At 72.6% G+C, this 16,583-nt stretch carries 14 protein-coding genes and 7 tRNA genes; 9 read left to right on the top strand and 12 right to left on the bottom strand.

Features of this window, described 5'->3' with window-relative positions:
• Positions 1-7: 7 nt before the first annotated feature.
• Positions 8-964 carry a hypothetical protein gene (locus tag OG294_RS08105; RefSeq protein ID WP_327065741.1) on the bottom strand — a complete coding sequence of 319 codons (957 nt, stop codon included), beginning with the start codon at positions 962-964 and terminating at the stop codon, positions 8-10.
• Between the two features lie 108 nt (positions 965-1,072).
• A complete protein-coding gene (locus tag OG294_RS41055) occupies positions 1,073-3,190 on the bottom strand; it encodes a protein kinase domain-containing protein (protein WP_442789121.1) in 2,118 nt (705 codons plus the stop codon).
• Positions 3,191-3,649: 459 nt separating this feature from the next.
• Between OG294_RS41055 and OG294_RS08095 the strand changes: the two genes are divergently transcribed.
• Entirely contained in the window at positions 3,650-3,871 is a 222-nt protein-coding gene (locus tag OG294_RS08095; protein ID WP_327065740.1) for a hypothetical protein, read from the top strand.
• A 230-nt stretch (positions 3,872-4,101) separates the two neighbouring features.
• Here the strand turns inward: OG294_RS08095 and OG294_RS08090 are convergent.
• The 5 genes from OG294_RS08090 to OG294_RS08070 form a co-directional block, all read right to left on the bottom strand.
• A tRNA-Val gene (locus OG294_RS08090) sits at positions 4,102-4,173 on the bottom strand.
• A gap of 78 nt (positions 4,174-4,251) precedes the next feature.
• Positions 4,252-4,323, bottom strand: a tRNA-Val gene (locus OG294_RS08085).
• A gap of 95 nt (positions 4,324-4,418) precedes the next feature.
• Positions 4,419-4,490, bottom strand: a tRNA-Val gene (locus tag OG294_RS08080).
• Between the two features lie 30 nt (positions 4,491-4,520).
• Positions 4,521-4,594: transfer RNA gene (locus tag OG294_RS08075), tRNA-Cys, on the bottom strand.
• Between the two features lie 53 nt (positions 4,595-4,647).
• A tRNA-Gly gene (locus tag OG294_RS08070) sits at positions 4,648-4,720 on the bottom strand.
• A 242-nt stretch (positions 4,721-4,962) separates the two neighbouring features.
• Between OG294_RS08070 and OG294_RS08065 the strand changes: the two genes are divergently transcribed.
• The 3 genes from OG294_RS08065 (at position 4,963) to OG294_RS08055 (ending at position 7,792) form a co-directional block, all read left to right on the top strand.
• Complete coding sequence (locus tag OG294_RS08065; RefSeq protein WP_327065739.1) at positions 4,963-6,030, top strand: chorismate-binding protein; 1,068 nt, start codon at positions 4,963-4,965, stop codon at positions 6,028-6,030.
• Positions 6,031-6,069: 39 nt separating this feature from the next.
• Entirely contained in the window at positions 6,070-6,885 is an 816-nt protein-coding gene (locus tag OG294_RS08060) for an aminotransferase class IV (RefSeq protein WP_327065738.1), read from the top strand.
• Positions 6,886-6,952: 67 nt separating this feature from the next.
• The gene (locus OG294_RS08055) at positions 6,953-7,792 is read left to right on the top strand and encodes a GNAT family N-acetyltransferase (RefSeq protein ID WP_327065737.1); all 840 of its coding nucleotides are present in this window, start codon (positions 6,953-6,955) and stop codon (positions 7,790-7,792) included.
• Positions 7,793-7,801: 9 nt separating this feature from the next.
• Here OG294_RS08055 and OG294_RS08050 read toward each other — a convergent pair whose 3' ends face one another.
• Complete coding sequence (locus tag OG294_RS08050; RefSeq protein WP_327065736.1) at positions 7,802-8,290, bottom strand: DsbA family protein; 489 nt, start codon at positions 8,288-8,290, stop codon at positions 7,802-7,804.
• Between the two features lie 148 nt (positions 8,291-8,438).
• Here OG294_RS08050 and OG294_RS08045 point away from each other — a divergent pair, with 148 nt between their 5' ends.
• A complete protein-coding gene (locus tag OG294_RS08045; protein ID WP_327065735.1) occupies positions 8,439-8,915 on the top strand; it encodes a hypothetical protein in 477 nt (158 codons plus the stop codon).
• 33 nt (positions 8,916-8,948) lie between these two features.
• Here the strand turns inward: OG294_RS08045 and OG294_RS08040 are convergent, their stop codons facing one another.
• Positions 8,949-9,533, bottom strand: a complete 585-nt coding sequence (locus OG294_RS08040; RefSeq protein WP_327065734.1) for a CGNR zinc finger domain-containing protein — start codon at positions 9,531-9,533, stop codon at positions 8,949-8,951.
• A gap of 315 nt (positions 9,534-9,848) precedes the next feature.
• Positions 9,849-10,262: an SsgA family sporulation/cell division regulator gene (locus OG294_RS08035; protein ID WP_030056266.1), complete on the bottom strand. Its 414-nt coding sequence runs from the start codon at positions 10,260-10,262 to the stop codon at positions 9,849-9,851.
• 400 nt (positions 10,263-10,662) lie between these two features.
• Here OG294_RS08035 and OG294_RS08030 point away from each other — a divergent pair.
• Together OG294_RS08030 and OG294_RS08025 are read left to right on the top strand one after the other, a co-directional pair.
• Positions 10,663-10,734, top strand: a tRNA-Val gene (locus OG294_RS08030).
• Positions 10,735-10,981: 247 nt separating this feature from the next.
• A tRNA-Val gene (locus OG294_RS08025) sits at positions 10,982-11,053 on the top strand.
• 57 nt (positions 11,054-11,110) lie between these two features.
• On the opposite strand, the gene OG294_RS08020 is transcribed toward OG294_RS08025, so the two are convergent.
• Complete coding sequence (locus OG294_RS08020) at positions 11,111-11,881, bottom strand: exonuclease domain-containing protein (protein WP_327065733.1); 771 nt, start codon at positions 11,879-11,881, stop codon at positions 11,111-11,113.
• Between the two features lie 313 nt (positions 11,882-12,194).
• Between OG294_RS08020 and thrS the strand changes: the two genes are divergently transcribed.
• Together thrS and OG294_RS08010 are read left to right on the top strand one after the other, a co-directional pair.
• Positions 12,195-14,174: a threonine--tRNA ligase gene (gene thrS / locus OG294_RS08015; RefSeq protein WP_327065732.1), complete on the top strand. Its 1,980-nt coding sequence runs from the start codon at positions 12,195-12,197 to the stop codon at positions 14,172-14,174.
• A 76-nt stretch (positions 14,175-14,250) separates the two neighbouring features.
• Positions 14,251-14,811 (top strand): HIT family protein, encoded by a 561-nt coding sequence (locus tag OG294_RS08010; RefSeq protein ID WP_327065731.1) that lies wholly within the window; start codon positions 14,251-14,253, stop codon positions 14,809-14,811.
• A 63-nt stretch (positions 14,812-14,874) separates the two neighbouring features.
• Here the strand turns inward: OG294_RS08010 and OG294_RS08005 are convergent, their stop codons facing one another.
• Entirely contained in the window at positions 14,875-16,521 is a 1,647-nt protein-coding gene (locus tag OG294_RS08005; RefSeq protein ID WP_327065730.1) for a hypothetical protein, read from the bottom strand.
• Positions 16,522-16,583 lie beyond the last annotated feature (62 nt).

Here is a 16,583-nt window from a genome sequence, read left to right as displayed (position 1 = left end):
CGGCTGGTCAGTTGCCCCGCTCGGCCGCCCACTCCACCCAGGCCTGCACCCAGTGGGCCAGCAACTGCGCCGAGTTCTCGTCCGTCGCCCGCTGCTGGGCCGCCCAGTACCGCTCCCAGCGCAGCTGCGCGGTCTCGCTGGCCACCGGCTGGCGCAGCCCGACGTACCGCAGCAGCTCCTCCAGGGCCGCTGCCCGCGGTCCGTCCCGCTCGGTGAACCAGGGCACCTTCAGGCGCAGTTGGGAGAGCTGGTTGACCATCGAGTAGAGCTGGTCCTCGGCCTGCTCGGAATCGCACTCCAGCACCTTGGCCAGCTCCGCCACCGCACGGCGGGCCAGCGCCCGGTAGGCCGCGCCGGCGTCCGGGCCGCCCGGCACGAAGGTCTCCAGGAAGGCCCGCACCGCCGCCACCCCCGAGGCCGGCGGCAACTGCGGCTCGGGCAGCGTACGCTGCTCGGCCGCGAGACGGGCGATCTGCACGTTGCGCTCCAGCACGTAGGGCAGCAGGTCCGCCACCGGGCCGAGTTCGACGTCCTCGGGGGAGGGGCCGTGCCCGAGCACCGTCACCGCCTGGTCGCCGACCGCCGTGCGCAGCGCCCAACTGCCGCCCAGCAGGCACAGCTCGCCCTGCGGTGACGTCCGGCGTATCGGCTCCGCCCGGGTGCGCGGCAGCCGGCCGTTGCGGATCTCGCGCAGCAGGGCCTTGAGCAGATCGGCCGGCTGCCCGGCACTGCCCGGCGGCTCGGTGGTCACGGTGAGATAGGGGCCGTCGGTCTCCCGCCAGTCGCCGTAGGCCAGGGTGGCGGCGACCGTCACCTCGTCCTCGGTCTCCCAGCCGGCCAGGACGGCGGGCACCACGACCGGCCGCCGCAGCCCGTGCACCGGATACGGCGGTCTCGCGGCGAACTCTCGCAGCCGCTGCTGGTACTGCTCCAGACGGTCGGGATCGGGCGGCATCCGTTTCATGCCGCAGAGTCTCGCATCCATCACCGACAGTCAGAACCCCGGCGCCCGTGGCAAACCCCGACCACGCCCCCTGCGCTCCAACGCGCCCCTCGGCCCAGGCCCGCGCCGTCAGCCCGCGCTGGCAGCCGCCGCGGCGCGCGGCCCGGTTCCGGTGCCGCCGCTGATGCCCGCGCCCGGCCAGGACTCGTCCAGCGTGCCGTCCGCCCGCACGGTGTAGCGGGTGCTGGCCGTGGCACCGGTCTGGGTCACCCGCTCCTCCCGCACCAGGGCACCCTCCTCCAGGTGCCAGCTGGCGGTGGAGAGCGGGTCGGCGGCGGAGCTGCGGGCGGTCAGCGGAACGGGGGTGTCGCCGTTGAAGCCGAAGAGCTCCACCAGGTCCACGGGGACCGAGCCCTCGGTGCGCCGCAGCACCACCACGGCGGCGGGGGTGCCGTGGTAGCGGGCGGGCAGCACGCCGGCCAGGGTGACCACCGGCGCGCCGGGCGCCGGATCGGCCGAACGGCCGCCGCGCAGCGCGATCGCCGGGCCGCCGGCGGGGTCGGCGTAGCTGCGGTCGGGCCAGTCCACGGCCGGCCCCGCGGCGGTGGCCGGCCCGAACCCGGCCGCGCCCGAGGGCACCGGGCTGCCGGTGCCACCGCTGGTGCGGGCCGCCGGGGCCACCGGCGGCGAGGGCTGGACGCCGTCCGCCGACAGCCCGATCGCCGGCCCGGGAGCAGCCGCCTCGACCCCGCCCGGGCCGGACGCCGCGTTCGCCCCGGCGCCGCCCGCCGGGTCCGAGGCGCTGTTCGCGCCGCTCGGGTCGCCGCCGGTCGGCGTGCTGGCCGCCGCCGTGCTCGGCGCGACGGCCGGCGGCGGCAGACCCTGCGAATGCCGGTTCTCACAGCCCTGCGCGGCGGCGATGGCCAGCGCCACCCCGATCGTCACGGTGATGAAGACCACCACGCGCTGCCGCAGCAGCCGCTGCCGCGGGTTCAACGGCCGACCGGGCGGCGGGGTGTGCTGGCGGTCGCGCGGCTGCGGACGCCCGCCGCCGGCCGGCCGAACCGGCCGCCCGCCGGGCGGTGTGGCCACCACGGGGCGTCCGCCCTGGTGCTCGCCCGGCCCGGGCGTGCGCACCGGCTGGGCGGCTCTGGCCGCGGCGGGGCCGGCCGCTCCCTGGCCGGTGCTCCCGGCACCGTGCGGCGTCGGGTAGGGCTGCGAGCGCGCGAACCGAGGCCGGCCCTGGGCGCGCGCCTCGTCGGCCTCCCGGGCCACCCGCTCGGCCCGCTCGGCCTCCCGCACGGCCGCCTCCCGCCCGGCGCCCTCCCGCGCCGGTCCGCCGTGCTCGTGCTCACGCGTCGGGACGGCCGCCGCGGGAGCCGGTGCCGCGGTGCCGCTCGCGCCGGTTCGCACCCGCCCGCCGCCCGCCGCCCGGGCGGCCAACTCGCTGAGCCGCTCGTGCAGGTGGGCGGCGCCGGGGCGGTCCAGCGGCTCCTTGGCCAGGCAGGCCCCGACCAGCGGCGCGAGCGGTGCGGGCACCTCGGAGAGATCCGGCTCCTCGTGCACCACGCGGTAGAGCATCACCTCCGAGGAGGCGCCGGAGCCGAACGGCGTGTCACCGGTGAGCGCGTACGCCAGGGTGGCCCCGAACGCGAAGACGTCGGTGGCCGGCGTCACGGCCACCCCGCGCACCTGCTCGGGGGCCAGGAAGCCGGGCGAGCCGACCGCGGTGCCGACGTGCGTCAGGGTGCTGGCACCGCGCGACCACGCGATGCCGAAGTCGATGATCCGCGGTCCCTTGGGGGAGAGCAGGATGTTCGAGGGCTTGAGGTCGCGGTGCACCACACCCGCCTCGTGGACCTTCACCAGCCCGTCCGCGAGCGCCGCGCCGATCCGGGCCACCTCGGGCCAGGGCAGCGGCCCCTCGTCCCCGACCCGCTTGTACAGCGAGGGCCCGGGCACGTAGGCCGTGGCCAGCCAGGGACGGTCCGCCTCCAGGTCGGAGCCGACCACCCGGGCGGTGCAGCCCGCCCTGATCCGGGAGGCGGCGGCGACCTCGCGGGCGAACCGGGTGCGGAACTCCGCGTCCTCGGCCAGCTCGGCCCTGATCAGCTTCAGTGCGACCCGCTGGCCCTTGCGGTCGGAGCCCAGGTAGACCACGCCCATCCCGCCGGCACCGAGTCGCCGGTGCAACCGGTACGGGCCGACGATGCGGGGGTCCTCACGCCTCAGCCGCATCATCGCCATGTCGTCCCCGTCAGCCCGTGAGGTGGGCAACCCGTGAGGTGGGCCCCGCAGACTGGGGCATCGTCAGTTGCTGTCGGGGCACAGCTTACGGACTGTCGGCTGCGGTGTGCTGATACGCAACACGCGAACCGCCGGTGGGATTGTCCGATGTCCGTGACGAGCTGTCACCGCACGGTCGCAGCGCCCTGCCGGAGCGGGCCCTCAGGGCTGTCTCTCAGGGTTCCCTCGGGGGTTGACAGCCCGCTTCCTCCCTCTGCGGTAGTACGTCCGACGACCCGTCGTCATCCTCCCGGACCGCTGGCGAACGATACGCGGGCATGACGCCACGACCCTTGCCCCCGCCTAGTGTTGATCTCAGCGGTGGACGGAGTGCTCGTCCCCCGAGGTTTCCGTCCACCGCTCCTTTGACCGACCCACCCACGACATCCAGACGACGCGCACCGGGGCAGGAGCAGGATCATGGCAACGCAGTTCACCGGCGCCCGCGAGCACCGGCGACCGGTCGCCGACCGCATCCAGTGGCTGCAGCGCACGCGGAGCGGCTCCAGCCGCGAGCAGCGCCACCCGGCCGTCGCGCTGGCGATCGCGCTGCCCTGTGCGATCGCGCTGATGATGCTCTTCGGCGGGTGGGAGCAGATGGTCACCCAGACCAGGGCGGTGGCCCAACTGATCGGGCGCTGATCCCAGGGGACAGGGATCGGACGCCGGCCGGCGGTGCGCCTTCGCGGGGACACGCGGACGGGCGACAAGCGAAGGAGCGCGCCGGCCAACCAACGAGTGCCGTGGCCGGACGTCGGTGAGGGCGTCGGGCCACGGCACTCGTCCGTGCGTAGCCGGTCGGGTACGGGTGAGGCCGCCCCAACGCCCAAGGGCCGGACCCTCGATGAGGATCCGGCCCTTGAACTCTCCGGTGCGCGATACTGGGATCGAACCAGTGACCCCTACCGTGTCAAGGTAGTGCTCTCCCGCTGAGCTAATCGCGCCGGTCCGCCGACGTTGCCGACAGCGTTCTGGCTGGTGACCACGGTGCGACCGTGATCGGAGGCCCCGAGGGGCCTGCGTGCGCGATACTGGGATCGAACCAGTGACCCCTACCGTGTCAAGGTAGTGCTCTCCCGCTGAGCTAATCGCGCCTGCCCACCGACGTCTCCGACGGTGTTCCGGCTGGCGGCCACGGTGCGAGCCGTGACCTGCGGTCCTGATGGACCAGGGCCCCGAAGGGCCTGTGTGCGCGATACTGGGATCGAACCAGTGACCCCTACCGTGTCAAGGTAGTGCTCTCCCGCTGAGCTAATCGCGCGGGAAGACCCCCGGCAGGCCGGGGGACCTCTGGAGGTGGAGACGGGATTTGAACCCGTGTAGACGGCTTTGCAGGCCGTTGCCTCGCCTCTCGGCCACTCCACCAGGCAACTTCGGTTGAACCATATCAGGAAGAACGATCATGCTGTCCTTCACCGAGCGGACGACGAGATTCGAACTCGCGACCCTCACCTTGGCAAGGTGATGCTCTACCAACTGAGCCACGTCCGCCTGTCTTCCGGTCACTTCCCCGCTTTTGGCGGCTCCGTTTCCCGGCGACGTGTTGAACTTTAGCGGAAACCTGGGCCAGCTCAAATTCCGTATCCGGAGTGCGCCGCCGAGCACCCTGTGCGCCCCGCCGATCACGGCCCCGCCAGGGGCCCCGGCGTCCCCGCAGGTCAGCCGGTGAACCGGGCTCCCGCACGGGCCGCCGCCTAGACTTCGACCCACCGCGCCCCACCCGCAGGAGAACCGTGTCCAGCGCCAGCCCCGCCCCGCGTCCCGACCAGCCGATCGCCCGTTTCGGCGGCCGGCTCGCCACCGGACTGCTCGACGTCACCGACGATCCCGCCGCACTGGAGAGCACGGGCTGGTGGGCGGTCGCCTACGACTTCGAAGGCCGCCTGACCTGCGCCCGGTTCGCCGAGGTCCACTCCGACCCGACACCCGCCCCGGTCGCCGACCGGTGGCGCGGCCCGCGGTCCGGCGACTGGCACAGCTCGCTCGACCGCGCCGCCTACCTCGCGGGCGTGCAGCGGATCCGCGAACACATCGCGGCCGGCGAGGTCTACCAGGCCAACCTCTGCCGGGTGCTGACCGCGCCGCTGCCCGACCCCGACCCGGCCCACAGCGACATCGACGCCCTGACCGGTCTGCTGGCCCACGGCAACCCCGCGCCCTACGCCGGCACCGTCCGGCTGCCCCGGCACGGCGTGGAGATCGCCACCGCCTCTCCGGAGCTCTACCTGAGCCGCCGTGGCCGCACCGTCGCCTCCGGGCCGATCAAGGGCACCGGGCGCACCGAGCACGACCTGCTGGAGAAGGACCACGCCGAGAACGTGATGATCGTCGATCTGGTCCGCAACGACCTCGGCCAGGCCTGCGCGGCCGGCAGCATCACCGTCCCCGACCTGTGCGTGGTCGAGAAGCACCCCGGCCTGGTCCACCTCGTCTCCACCGTCGAGGGCACGCTGCGGGCCGACGCCGGCTGGCCCGAGCTGCTCGCCGCCACCTTCCCGCCCGGCTCGGTCACCGGCGCACCCAAGTCCAGCGCGCTGCACATCATCGACGCCCTGGAACGCGCCCCCCGCGGTCCCTACTGCGGTGCCGTCGGCTGGGTCGACGCCGACCGCGGCGAGGCCGAACTCGCGGTCGGCATAAGGACGTTCTGGATCGACCGGAGCGATCCCGGCACCCCGCTGCTGCACTTCGGCACCGGCGCCGGCATCACCTGGGGCTCCGACCCCGAGGGCGAATGGGCCGAGACCGAGCTCAAGGCCGCCCGGCTGGTCGCGATAGCGTCGGGCGACCACCCGGAGTAGAGCCCTCCACTCCGGGCTCCCACCCGTGGAGGTAGTGCGATGATCTGGCTCAACGGCGCGCTGATCGAGGAGTCCGCCGCCGAGGTCTCCGTCTTCGACCATGGACTGACCGTCGGCGACGGCGTCTTCGAGACGGTCAAGGCCGTGCACGGACAGACCTTCGCCCTCACCCGCCACCTCGACCGGCTGGCCCGCTCGGCCGCCGGCCTCGGCCTGCCCGCCCCCGACCTCGAAGAGGTCCGCAAGGGCTGCCAGGCCGTGCTCGCCGCCACCCCGATGCCGCTGGGCCGCCTGCGGATCACCTACACCGGGGGAGTGGCCCCGCTCGGCTCCGACCGCGGTGACGCCCCGCCCACCCTGGCCATCGCGCTCGGCGCGGCAACCGCCCGCCCCGACACCACCGCCGTGGCCACCGTCCCGTGGACCCGCAACGAGCACGGCGCGGTGGCCGGCCTGAAGACCACCTCCTACGCCGAGAACGTGGTCGCGCTCGCCCACGCGCACCGCCAGGGCGCCAGCGAGGCCCTCTTCGCCAACACCGCGGGAGCGCTCTGCGAGGGCACCGGATCGAACGTCTTCGTGGTCCTCGGCGGCAGACTGCTCACCCCGCCGGTGGCCGCCGGCTGCCTGGCCGGGGTGACCCGCGCGCTGGTCGTCGACTGGTGCGAGGCCGAGGAGGCGGACCTGCCGTACCAGGTCCTGCGCGAGGCCGAGGAGGTCTTCCTGACCTCCACCCTGCGCGACGTCCAGGCCGTCGCCCGGGTCGACGACCACCAGCTGCCCGCCCCGGGCCCGGTCACCGCCCGTGCGATGGCCGCCTTCGCCGCCCGCGCGGCCGACGACCTGGACCCGTGAGCCGACCGGCGCCAGGGTGGGCCGGATCCCTCGTTACGCGGCCGCCCGCCCAGGGAAGAGAGCAGCCATGACCACCACTCTGCGCCCGGCCGGGCCCGAAACGGCGACCCCGGACGGCGGAGCCGATCGCCGCTGGCTGATCTGCGCCAACGGCCGCCCGGTCGGCACCGTGCGCACCGTAGCCCGCCGCTACGGCTCCTACCGGGTCGGCCGGATCGAGGAGTTGGCGGTCACCGACGGCCCGCGTCGCGGTCGCGGCACGGTCGCCGTGCTCGCCGCCGAGGAGGTGCTGCGGGCCTGGGGGTGTCACCGCGCCGAGGTCACCGTCCCGGTCGAGGCCCGGCCCGCGCACGCCCTGGCGCTCGCCCTCGGCTACGTCGAGACCAACCTGCACCTGCTCAAGCGGATCGGCCGACCGGCGCCGCTGCGAAGCGGCCTGACGATCCGTCCGATCGGCCCGGCCGAGTACCCCGACTGGCTCGCGGCCACCCAGGCCGAGTTCCAGGCCCAGCTGCGGGGCGCCGGCTTCAGCGCTGACCAGGCCGTGCAGCGCTGCGCCGCCGAACACACCCGCCTGCTGCTCCAGGGCCACGCGACCCCCGGCGTGGCCCTGCGCCGGCTGCTGCTCGACGAGCGGCCGCTCGGCAGCCTCTGGCTCGCGCTGGACAACGGCCGGCTGTCCGACGGCAGCCCGCTGGCCTGGGTGATGACCATCGAGGTGGCCCCCGAAGAACGAGGAAAAGGCTACGGCCGCGAGCTGCTGCTCGCGGCCGAACGTGAATGCCTCGCGGCCGGGGTGCGCGACCTCGGCCTGAATGTCTACGCCGACAACACCGTCGCGCTCGGCCTCTACGCCTCGCTGGGTTACCGGACCGCCGGCCGGGTGCTGACGAAAACGCTGCTGTGAATTCCGTGCTCAGGCTTCCAGCAGGTCGATGATCCGCTCCCGCAGACCCTCCTGGCTCTGTCCGCCGTCCAGCCGCTGCCCGGCCACCAGGTAGGTCGGCGTGCCGGTCACGCCGATCGCCTTGCCCTCGGCCTGGTCGGCGTCCACCACCAGCGTGTGCCGGCCGTCGATCAGCGCCAGCTCGACCTCCTCGGCGTCCAGGCCGACCGCCGCGGCCACCTCCAGCAGCAGCTGCTGCCCGCGCTTCTCCAGCTCGTCCACCCGGGCCAGCACGGCCTCGACGAACGGCCACCCCAGCCCCTGCGAGAACGCCTCCTCGGCCGCCTCGGCGGCCGCGTACGCGTGCTTGTGCTTCTCGAGCGGGAAGTGCCGCAACGAGACGGTCAGCGCGTCGCCGTACCGCTCACGCAGCGCGCGGACGTCGTCGAGCGCGGTGCGGCAGTCCGGGCACTGCAGCTCGCACCAGAACTCCAACTGGGGCAGGGAACCATCGGTCATGCGCCCAGTGTTCCACTAGCAGAGACCTGCACCGACCAGGACGGAGAGCCATGCGCACCAGCGACTCGACCCGGCGCCCGAGATCAGGCCCGGCGCGTCCATCGGCGCGCCCCGCCGCTCCGGCCCGCCGCACGACCCGGGCCCGGCCATGCTGACCGGCGCCATCTGTTACGCCCTGACTGTCGCCGGCCTGGCGCTGGCCGCCACCCACGGCCTGCGCCGCCGCTGGCGCACCGCCACCCGCTGGGCGGGCCTGGCGCTGCTGCCGGCCGGCGTCTACCTGACCGGCCTGGTCCCGGTCGGTACCGCGATCGGCCGCGCGGTCGGCCACTGGGCCACCAGGCTGGTCTTCGATCCCCGGGTCTGGACGGGCGTCGGCCTGCTCGGCCTCGCCGTCCTGCTGCTGGTGCTCAGCCGCCTGGGCGCCGCGGGCGGCTCGGGCCGCACCGAGGCCCCGGCCGACGCGGTCGGCCGCGGCGAGTCCCGCTCCCGCGAGGGACGGGCCGCTCCGGCCGCCGCCGCCCCGCCCGCCGTGGACCCGGCTCCCAAGGGCAAGAAGAGCGCTGCCGACGAGCTCGGCGACTTCTCCGACATCGAGGAGATCCTGCGCAAGCGCGGCATCTGAGGCGGCGCGGCGGGTGGCCGCGCCGGGGGCGGGTCAGCCCACGCCGACCGTGACGTCGTCCGCCGCCCCGGCCGAGCGCTGGCGTGCCCGGTAGGCGGCGACGTGCATCCGGTTCCCGCAGGTGCGGCTGTCGCAGTAGCGGCGCGAGCGGTTGCGCGACAGGTCCACGAAGACGCGTGCGCAGTCCGGCGCCTCGCAGCGCCGCAGCCGCTCGCGCTCGCCGGCCATCAGGATCAGGCCCAGCGCCATCCCCAGCTCGGCCGCCAGGTGGTCGGCCAGCGCCGCGTGCGGGGCGAAGTAGTGCATGTGCCAGCCGTGGCCGTCGTGGTCGGTCAGCCGGGGCGTCGCGTTCACGGCCGCCACCAGCGCGTTCACCAGCTCGGCGGCGATCCGGGTGGAGGGTGCGGTGAAGACGTCCCGCAGCTGCCCGCGCAGCCGGTGCACGGCAGCCAGGTCCACCGCCGTGACGGAGTCCACCTCGCTGATGTCGCCGCGCACCACGAAGGCGTCCAAGGCGGCCACATCCGGCAGCTGCTCGGTGCCCGCCACTTCCGGGGCGGTGTTGAGCAGCTCGACCAGAAGGCCCAGGGCGCACTCGGTGTCATGGGTGATCAGCACGTGGGAACTCCTCGCGTGCGCCGGGGGGCGGTCGGTGCCGCCCGCTTCTCAACACCGGCGAACTCTACCGGCCCGTGCCTGCGAACGTGCCGAAGGCGCCCGGTGCCACGGCGCCCGGCCCGCTGCAGCGAGCCGGGCGCCGTGGCACCGGACGCCTTCAGTGGGGCCGGCGCGCCGCTCACGCGTCAACCCCTTGGACGACCGGCCCCGAGACCGCGAAGCGCGGTTGAATCGGTGGCCGTGCCCCCGAGTAGGACAGCCACCTGAGAGGTCGACGACCGTCGACCGGACGACCGGGGGAGCACCCCCGGCCCTTCAGCTCTCGGCAAGGATGTGCGACAGCTCCCGATCCAGATCGAAGTGGCGATGCTCGGTGCCGGGCGGCACGGCGGCGTCGGTCCGCTTGAGGAAGGACTCAAGCGCCCGGGCCGGTGCTTCCAGCAGGGCTTCCCCCTCGGGGGAAGACAGCGCGATGCAGACGACTCCCTGTCCGTGACTGCGTGACGGCCACACCCGGACGTCTCCGGTCCCGGTGGGTCGGTGCAGCCCCTCCGCGAGCAGGTCGCGGGCGAACACCCACTCCACGGTCTCGTCCGCACCGGTGTGGAAGGTCGCGTGCACGGCATAGGGGTCGGCGGTGTCGTAGCGCAGGCCCGCGGGGACGGGCAGTGAAGACTCGCTCGACACGATGAGGCGCAGGTGCAGCTCGCAGCTGACCGTGGTGTTCATAAGCGCCAGGGCCTTTCGCTCAGTGTGCGCTCGGGGAATCGCACGTCGGCGAACGGACCATCCCACCCCCGGCGGCGATGTAAACCCCTCTGTCCCGATTCGGGGCCCCGCGGTAACCCTTCCGGCGCATTGCGCAATCGCCCGGAAGCGGTGCGGAACCGGGCCGGATGCGGATATCGGGTTCGAGCGGCGAGAGGCGGGGTGAGAGGTCGGGCGGGAGTCCGCGCGGGGCTTCGGCGGGACCTCGGGTGAATCGTGAGGAATGGTGACGGATCGTGACGGAGGGCGACTGTCGGGCTGGTGGGACTTGGTCCGGGGCGGTTCGGGCGGCGATCGACGGTGACGGGGTGGGGGTGGTGCGGAGCACCCCTCGGGATGCGGTAATGTTTTCCCTGCAGCCGGGCGATTAGCTCAGCGGGAGAGCACTTCGTTCACACCGAAGGGGTCACTGGTTCGATCCCAGTATCGCCCACCGGATTGCAAGTAAGGCGTAGGACCCCGGTTATTTATTGACCGGGGTCCTACGCCTTTCTGTTGTTTCGCGGTGGATTGCCGACTCTCCCGGATCCGTCTTGCCGGAGCTGTTCGGAACTGAGGACTCGTCATCAGGCCTTTCCCCGCTGCCTGCTGTCGCCGCGTCGGGTGGCCACCGGTGGGCCGCCGCCCGGACCGAGTTGTACGGCACCCCCCAGGCGGTGCTATTGTTCTTCTCGTTGCCCGGGCGATTAGCTCAGCGGGAGAGCACTTCGTTCACACCGAAGGGGTCACTGGTTCGATCCCAGTATCGCCCACCGGACAACATCGGGCCCCAACTGCCACGGCAGTTGGGGCCCGATGCATGTTCCGGGTCAGGCAGCGCTCTCGCAGCTGTGCCCGACGCCCGGCAGAGCGCCGCAGACGCAGCGGGCCGGGCGAAGCGGCCAGGACCGGTCCACCTGCTCCGGGGTGCCGGACCGGTCGAACCAGTCCTGCAGGCCCCGCGCTTGGGCCGCGTGCCAGCGGGCCTGGCGCAGGTGCAGCTCGGCCGTGGAGAACTCGCCCAGTGCGGTGCTGTAGCGCCGGCCCACCGCGCGGACCAGCTGCAGGGAGGCCCAGGCGTCGGCGCTCGCGTCGTGTGCGTCGGCGAGCGCTATGCCGTAGTGCGCGCACAGGTCGGTGAGGGTGCGCCGGCCTTTGCGGTAGCGGTCCACGTGCTTGTCCAGCACCCGCGGATCGACCACCAGCAGCTCGGCGTCGGCGAGCACGGCGGCCAGCGAGCTCTGCCGGTGACGGCGCAACTCCCGGTCCAGCAGGGTCAGATCGTAGGGCGCGTTCATCACCACCAGCGGGACGCCGGCCCTGGCCTGCTCGGCCAGCGCCCGGGCGATCTCGGCGGTCACCACGACCGGCGAGCGGCCGTGGGCGCGGACCTGCTCGTCGGTGATGCCGTGCACCGCGCGGGCCCCTTCGGGGATCGGGACCCCCGGGTCGACCAGCCAAGTCAGCCGCTCCACCGGCGCGTCGGGCGCGGCCTGCAGGACCAGGGCGGCGGAGACCACCCGGTCCTGTTCCACGTCCACGCCGGTGGTCTCGGTGTCGAAGGAGGCGAGTGGGCCTTCGTACCAGTGGAGGTTCCGCATCGTGACCACCCCTCAACTCCCCTGACGTGCCCCCGGACCCGGCCTGGTGCACCGTCGAGGACTGACGGTGCACCGGCGCACGGTGCGGTTCCGAGCAGGTGATACCCCGTGGCGCCACCGCTTCAATCCCGCGCGGCCCGGGCGGATGGCACGGCCCCCGGACGGGAGATCGCCGAGCCGCTGCCGACCCGCTGCCGGACCGGCGACCGGGCCGGTGGACGCAGGTGTACGGCGAGCACGGTGGGCTCGGTACCATCGGGGAGCGCAGTACCAGCTGCGTCCCCCATCACAGCCAGCACGTCAGGAGAGACCGGTGACGGACGTCCGGGTAATCATCAACCGCGAACCCGATCGGGAAGAGCGCGTGGTGACCACGGGCACTACCGCCGCCGAGCTGTTCGCCGACGACCGCGGCGTGATCGCGGCCCGGGTCGCGGGTGCCCTGAAGGACCTCGCGTACCAGCTGCAGGACGGCGACGAGGTCGAGCCGGTCGAGCTCACCAGCCCCGACGGCCTGAACATCCTGCGCCACTCCACCGCCCACGTGATGGCGCAGGCCGTGCAGGAGATCTTCCCCGAGGCCAAGCTGGGCATCGGTCCGCCGATCAAGGACGGCTTCTACTACGACTTCGACGTCGAGAAGCCGTTCCATCCCGATGACCTCAAGGCCATCGAGAAGAAGATGCAGGAGATCATCAAGAAGGGCCAGAAGTTCTCCCGCCGCGTGGTCACCGACGAGGCGGCCCGCGAGGAGCTGGCCGGCGAGCCGTACAAGCTGGAGCTGATCGGGCTCAAGGGCTCGGCTGCCACGGCCGGTGAGGGCGCGGACGTCGAGGTGGGCGGCGGCGAGCTGACCATCTACGACAACCTGGACCCGAAGAGCGGCGAGCTGTGCTGGGGCGACCTGTGCCGCGGCCCGCACCTGCCGAGCACCCGGATGATCCCGGCCTTCAAGATCATGCGCTCGGCCGCCGCCTACTGGCGGGGCAGCGAGAAGAACAAGCAGCTGCAGCGCCTCTACGGGACCGCCTGGCCGACCAAGGACGAGCTGAAGGCCCACCTGGACTTCCTGACCGAGGCGGCCAAGCGCGACCACCGCAAGCTCGGCAGCGAGCTGGACCTCTTCTCCATCCCCGAGGAGATCGGCTCGGGCCTCGCGGTCTTCCACCCCAAGGGCGGCGTGATGCGCCGGGCCATGGAGGACTACTCGCGCAAGCGGCACGAGGAGGCGGGCTACGAGTTCGTCTACACCCCGCACGCCACCAAGGGCACGCTGTTCGAGCTCTCCGGCCACCTGGACTGGTACGCCGACGGCATGTACCCCCCCATGCAGCTCGACGGCGAGAACGACTACTACCTCAAGCCGATGAACTGCCCGATGCACAACCTGATCTACCGCTCGCGCGGTCGGTCCTACCGTGAACTGCCGCTGCGGCTCTTCGAGTTCGGCACGGTGTACCGGTACGAGAAGTCGGGTGTGGTGCACGGCCTGACCCGCGCCCGCGGCTTCACCCAGGACGACGCGCACATCTACTGCACCAAGGAGCAGATGGCCGGCGAGCTCGACTCGCTGCTCACCTTCGTGCTGGACCTGCTGCGCGACTACGGCCTGACCGACTTCTACCTGGAGCTCTCCACCCGGGACCCGGAGAAGTCGATCGGCTCGGACGAGGACTGGGAGGAGGCCACCGAGACGCTGCGCGCGGCGGCCGAGAAGCAGAACCTCGAACTGGTCCTCGACCCCGAGGGTGCGGCTTTCTACGGCCCGAAGATCTCGGTCCAGGCGCGGGACGCGATCGGGCGCACCTGGCAGATGTCGACCATCCAGGTCGACTTCCAGCTGCCGAACCGTTTCGAGCTGGAGTTCCAGGGCGCGGACGGCAACCGGCAGCGGCCGGTGATGATCCACCGGGCGCTGTTCGGCAGCATCGAGCGCTTCTTCGCGGTGCTGCTGGAGCACTACGCCGGTGCGATGCCGCCGTGGCTGGCGCCGGTCACCGTGGTCGGCATCCCGATCACCGAGGAGCACGTGCCGTACCTCCAGGAGGTGGCGGCCGAGCTGAAGAAGCGCGGGATCCGGGTCGAGGTGGACGCCTCGGACGAGCGGATGCAGAAGAAGATCAGGACCGCTCAGAAGAGCAAGATTCCGTTCATGCTGATCGCGGGCAATGACGACGTCGAGGCCGGCGCGGTGAGCTTCCGCTACCGCAGCGGCGAGCAGAAGAACGCCGTCCCGGTCGCCGAGGCCGTGGCCGAGATCGTGGACGCGGTGGAGCGCCGGATCCAGGTGTGACCTGAGTGACGGGTGTGGGGCGGACTCCTTGCGAGGAGTCCGCCCCACACTGGTTTGGCGGGGGGTCCGGCCGAATATGCTGATCGACATGACGAGTGAGCCGGAACTGCAGCAGGGTGTCGGGGAGCCGGACGGCTTCCGGCGCCTGTGGACGCCCCATCGGATGGCCTACATCCAGGGTGAGAACAAGCCCACCGGGCCCGCCCCCGATGACGGTTGCCCGTTCTGCTCGATTCCGTCGCTCAGCGACGAGGACGGGCTGATCATCAAGCGCGGGCTGCACGCCTTCGCGGTGCTCAACCTGTACCCCTACAACGGCGGTCACCTGATGCTGGTCCCGTACCGGCACGTGGCCGACTACACGGAGCTGACCGAGGAGGAGACCGTCGAGGTCGCGCTGCTGACCAAGCAGGCGATGACCGCGCTGCGGGCGGCCTCGGGGGCGCACGGCTTCAACATCGGGATGAACCAGGGTGCGGCCGCCGGAGCCGGGATCGCGGCGCACCTGCACCAGCACGTGGTGCCGCGCTGGGGCGGGGACACCAACTTCATGCCGGTGGTGGGGCACACCAAGGTGCTGCCGCAGCTGCTGGCCGACACCCGCAAGATGCTGGCCGACGCCTGGCCGCAGCCGTAGGCGGCGCCGTAAAGCCGCGGGGCCCGGTGCGAACACCGGGCCCCGCAGCGTTTTGGCCTCTGGTCACCAGGCGTCGTAGACGTCCGACTTGAAGGGCCGGACGCCCTGCAGCTCGGAGCGCATGATCAGGCCGCGGTTGGTGAACCGGTCGGTGTTGATGTCGTGGTCGGCGAGGAAATCGATGGTGGCGGCGAGCACCGCGCTGACCACCGGGGTGACGATCCGCATGGAGTCGTCGGCCATGAAGCGGCTGTTCCAGGGCCCGGTGGCCCAGGCGGTGCGCAGGCCGAAGGGCTCCGGGAGCTTCATCGTGCCGCCGAGCCAGGCGAGCAGCCCGGGGGCCCGCAGGAACGGGGCGCGCAGCGCCTGGCGGACCACCTCGTCGTTGTCGATCAGCGGCAGTTGGATGGTCCGTTCCTCCCAGAACTTGCCCGTCTTGGCCTGGGTCATCTCCTTGGGCTTGGGCTTGTCGTGGAAGACGCCGGCCACCGGCCCCAGGGTGTGGCCGTTGACCGAGACCCGCAGGGTGTTGCCGAGCACGGTGACGGTGACCAGCACGCTGACGACCAGTCGGCCCTTGTTGAGGACGAACTGGGTGCCGAGGTAGTGCCGGGGGCCGTCGAGGCCGAAGCCCTGGCGGTTGGCGATGTTGACCACGGCGTGGTCGCGCATCCGCGGGCCGTCCATGTCGGGGCCGCCGGGGCGTCCGATCTCGTCGGCCCCGGCGCCGACCTCCATGATCACCCACTGCTCGACGGAGGAGTGCGGCACGCCGCCGTTGCCGACGTCGCTGCGGCCCAGCCCGTTAAGCCGGTCGGTGATCTTCTTGACCAGGTCCCAGGTGTGGAAGGTGCGGAAGTCCTCGTGGCCCTCGGCCGGCCGCAGGTCCTCCACCAGCTCCCAGGAGCCCCAGCGCTTGCCGAGGCCGAGTATCCCGTTGACGCCCGCGTAGTGCAGGACGTTGGTGTCCTGCTCCAGGGAGAGCTCGGTGAGCTTGACCTTGAGCTGGGCGGCGCGCTCGTCCTGGTCGTGGCGCGGCACGGCCTGTGGCACGACGGCTACCGCGTTGCCGTCGATCACCTCGGTCCACCGGGCCCGCAGCTCCTTGAGGGTGCTCAGGCAGATCCGCTTGGCGAGGAACCAGCCGAGGACCGGGACGAGCATGATCACCCGGAGGTAGAGGCCGAGCGGCCCGCCGACCGGTGGCCGCCAGGCGAGGAGACCGGCCAGCACCAGCAGCACGGTCACCACGATCGGACCGAAGACCCCCTCGCGGCGCGACGGCCCTGCGCGCAGCCAGATCCGCAGCCGGAAGCCGATCAGCCAGAGCAACGTGCCGGGCAGGAAGAGGACACCGGTGAGCAGCGTCACCAGCATCAGCCTGCGGTCGCGGGTGGCCCGCACCTCCTCGGCGGCGAGGCAGTGCTCGACCACCATCCGGGGCTCGGTGCCGAAGGAGGGCACGATCGGCTTGCGCCCGGCCCCCAGCGTGCGGGCGATCACGGCCTTGCTGTAGGCCTCGCCGAGGTTGGGGCGCAGCAGCTTGAACCGGCCAGGCTTTCCGTTGACGCCCGGCTGGACGGCCTCGACGAAGCCGTCCACCTCGCCGTCGCGGTAGGCGACCGACGCGAGTGCCTGGGTGACCGCGGTCTGCGGTGCGGCATCCGTGCGGGGTATCTGCGCACCCGGGGTCATGTCGAGCTTGCTCATGGCTGCGGCCTCCCCTCCTCCCCTGTCAGCGGCAGGGTATCGCGCCGCCGACCTGTCGCGTC

This window comes from Kitasatospora sp. NBC_01302 (assembly GCF_035976515.1).
GTDB lineage: Bacteria > Actinomycetota > Actinomycetes > Streptomycetales > Streptomycetaceae > Kitasatospora.
Note: the sequence above shows the minus strand (reverse complement) of the source record. Positions and strands in the feature narration are given on the sequence as shown.

Bases quoted from the DNA above. Each gene is read 5' to 3' on its own strand.
- OG294_RS08105 (WP_327065741.1), bottom strand. From the start codon at position 964: ATGAAACGGATGCCGCCCGATCCCGACCGTCTGGAGCAGTACCAGCAG.
- OG294_RS41055 (WP_442789121.1), bottom strand. From the start codon at position 3,190: ATGGCGATGATGCGGCTGAGGCGTGAGGACCCCCGCATCGTCGGCCCG.
- OG294_RS08095 (WP_327065740.1), top strand. From the start codon at position 3,650: ATGGCAACGCAGTTCACCGGCGCCCGCGAGCACCGGCGACCGGTCGCC.
- OG294_RS08060 (WP_327065738.1), top strand. From the start codon at position 6,070: ATGATCTGGCTCAACGGCGCGCTGATCGAGGAGTCCGCCGCCGAGGTC.
- OG294_RS08055 (WP_327065737.1), top strand. From the start codon at position 6,953: ATGACCACCACTCTGCGCCCGGCCGGGCCCGAAACGGCGACCCCGGAC.
- OG294_RS08050 (WP_327065736.1), bottom strand. From the start codon at position 8,290: ATGACCGATGGTTCCCTGCCCCAGTTGGAGTTCTGGTGCGAGCTGCAG.
- OG294_RS08045 (WP_327065735.1), top strand. From the start codon at position 8,439: ATGCTGACCGGCGCCATCTGTTACGCCCTGACTGTCGCCGGCCTGGCG.
- OG294_RS08035 (WP_030056266.1), bottom strand. From the start codon at position 10,262: ATGAACACCACGGTCAGCTGCGAGCTGCACCTGCGCCTCATCGTGTCG.
- OG294_RS08020 (WP_327065733.1), bottom strand. From the start codon at position 11,881: ATGCGGAACCTCCACTGGTACGAAGGCCCACTCGCCTCCTTCGACACC.
- OG294_RS08010 (WP_327065731.1), top strand. From the start codon at position 14,251: ATGCTGATCGACATGACGAGTGAGCCGGAACTGCAGCAGGGTGTCGGG.
- OG294_RS08005 (WP_327065730.1), bottom strand. From the start codon at position 16,521: ATGAGCAAGCTCGACATGACCCCGGGTGCGCAGATACCCCGCACGGAT.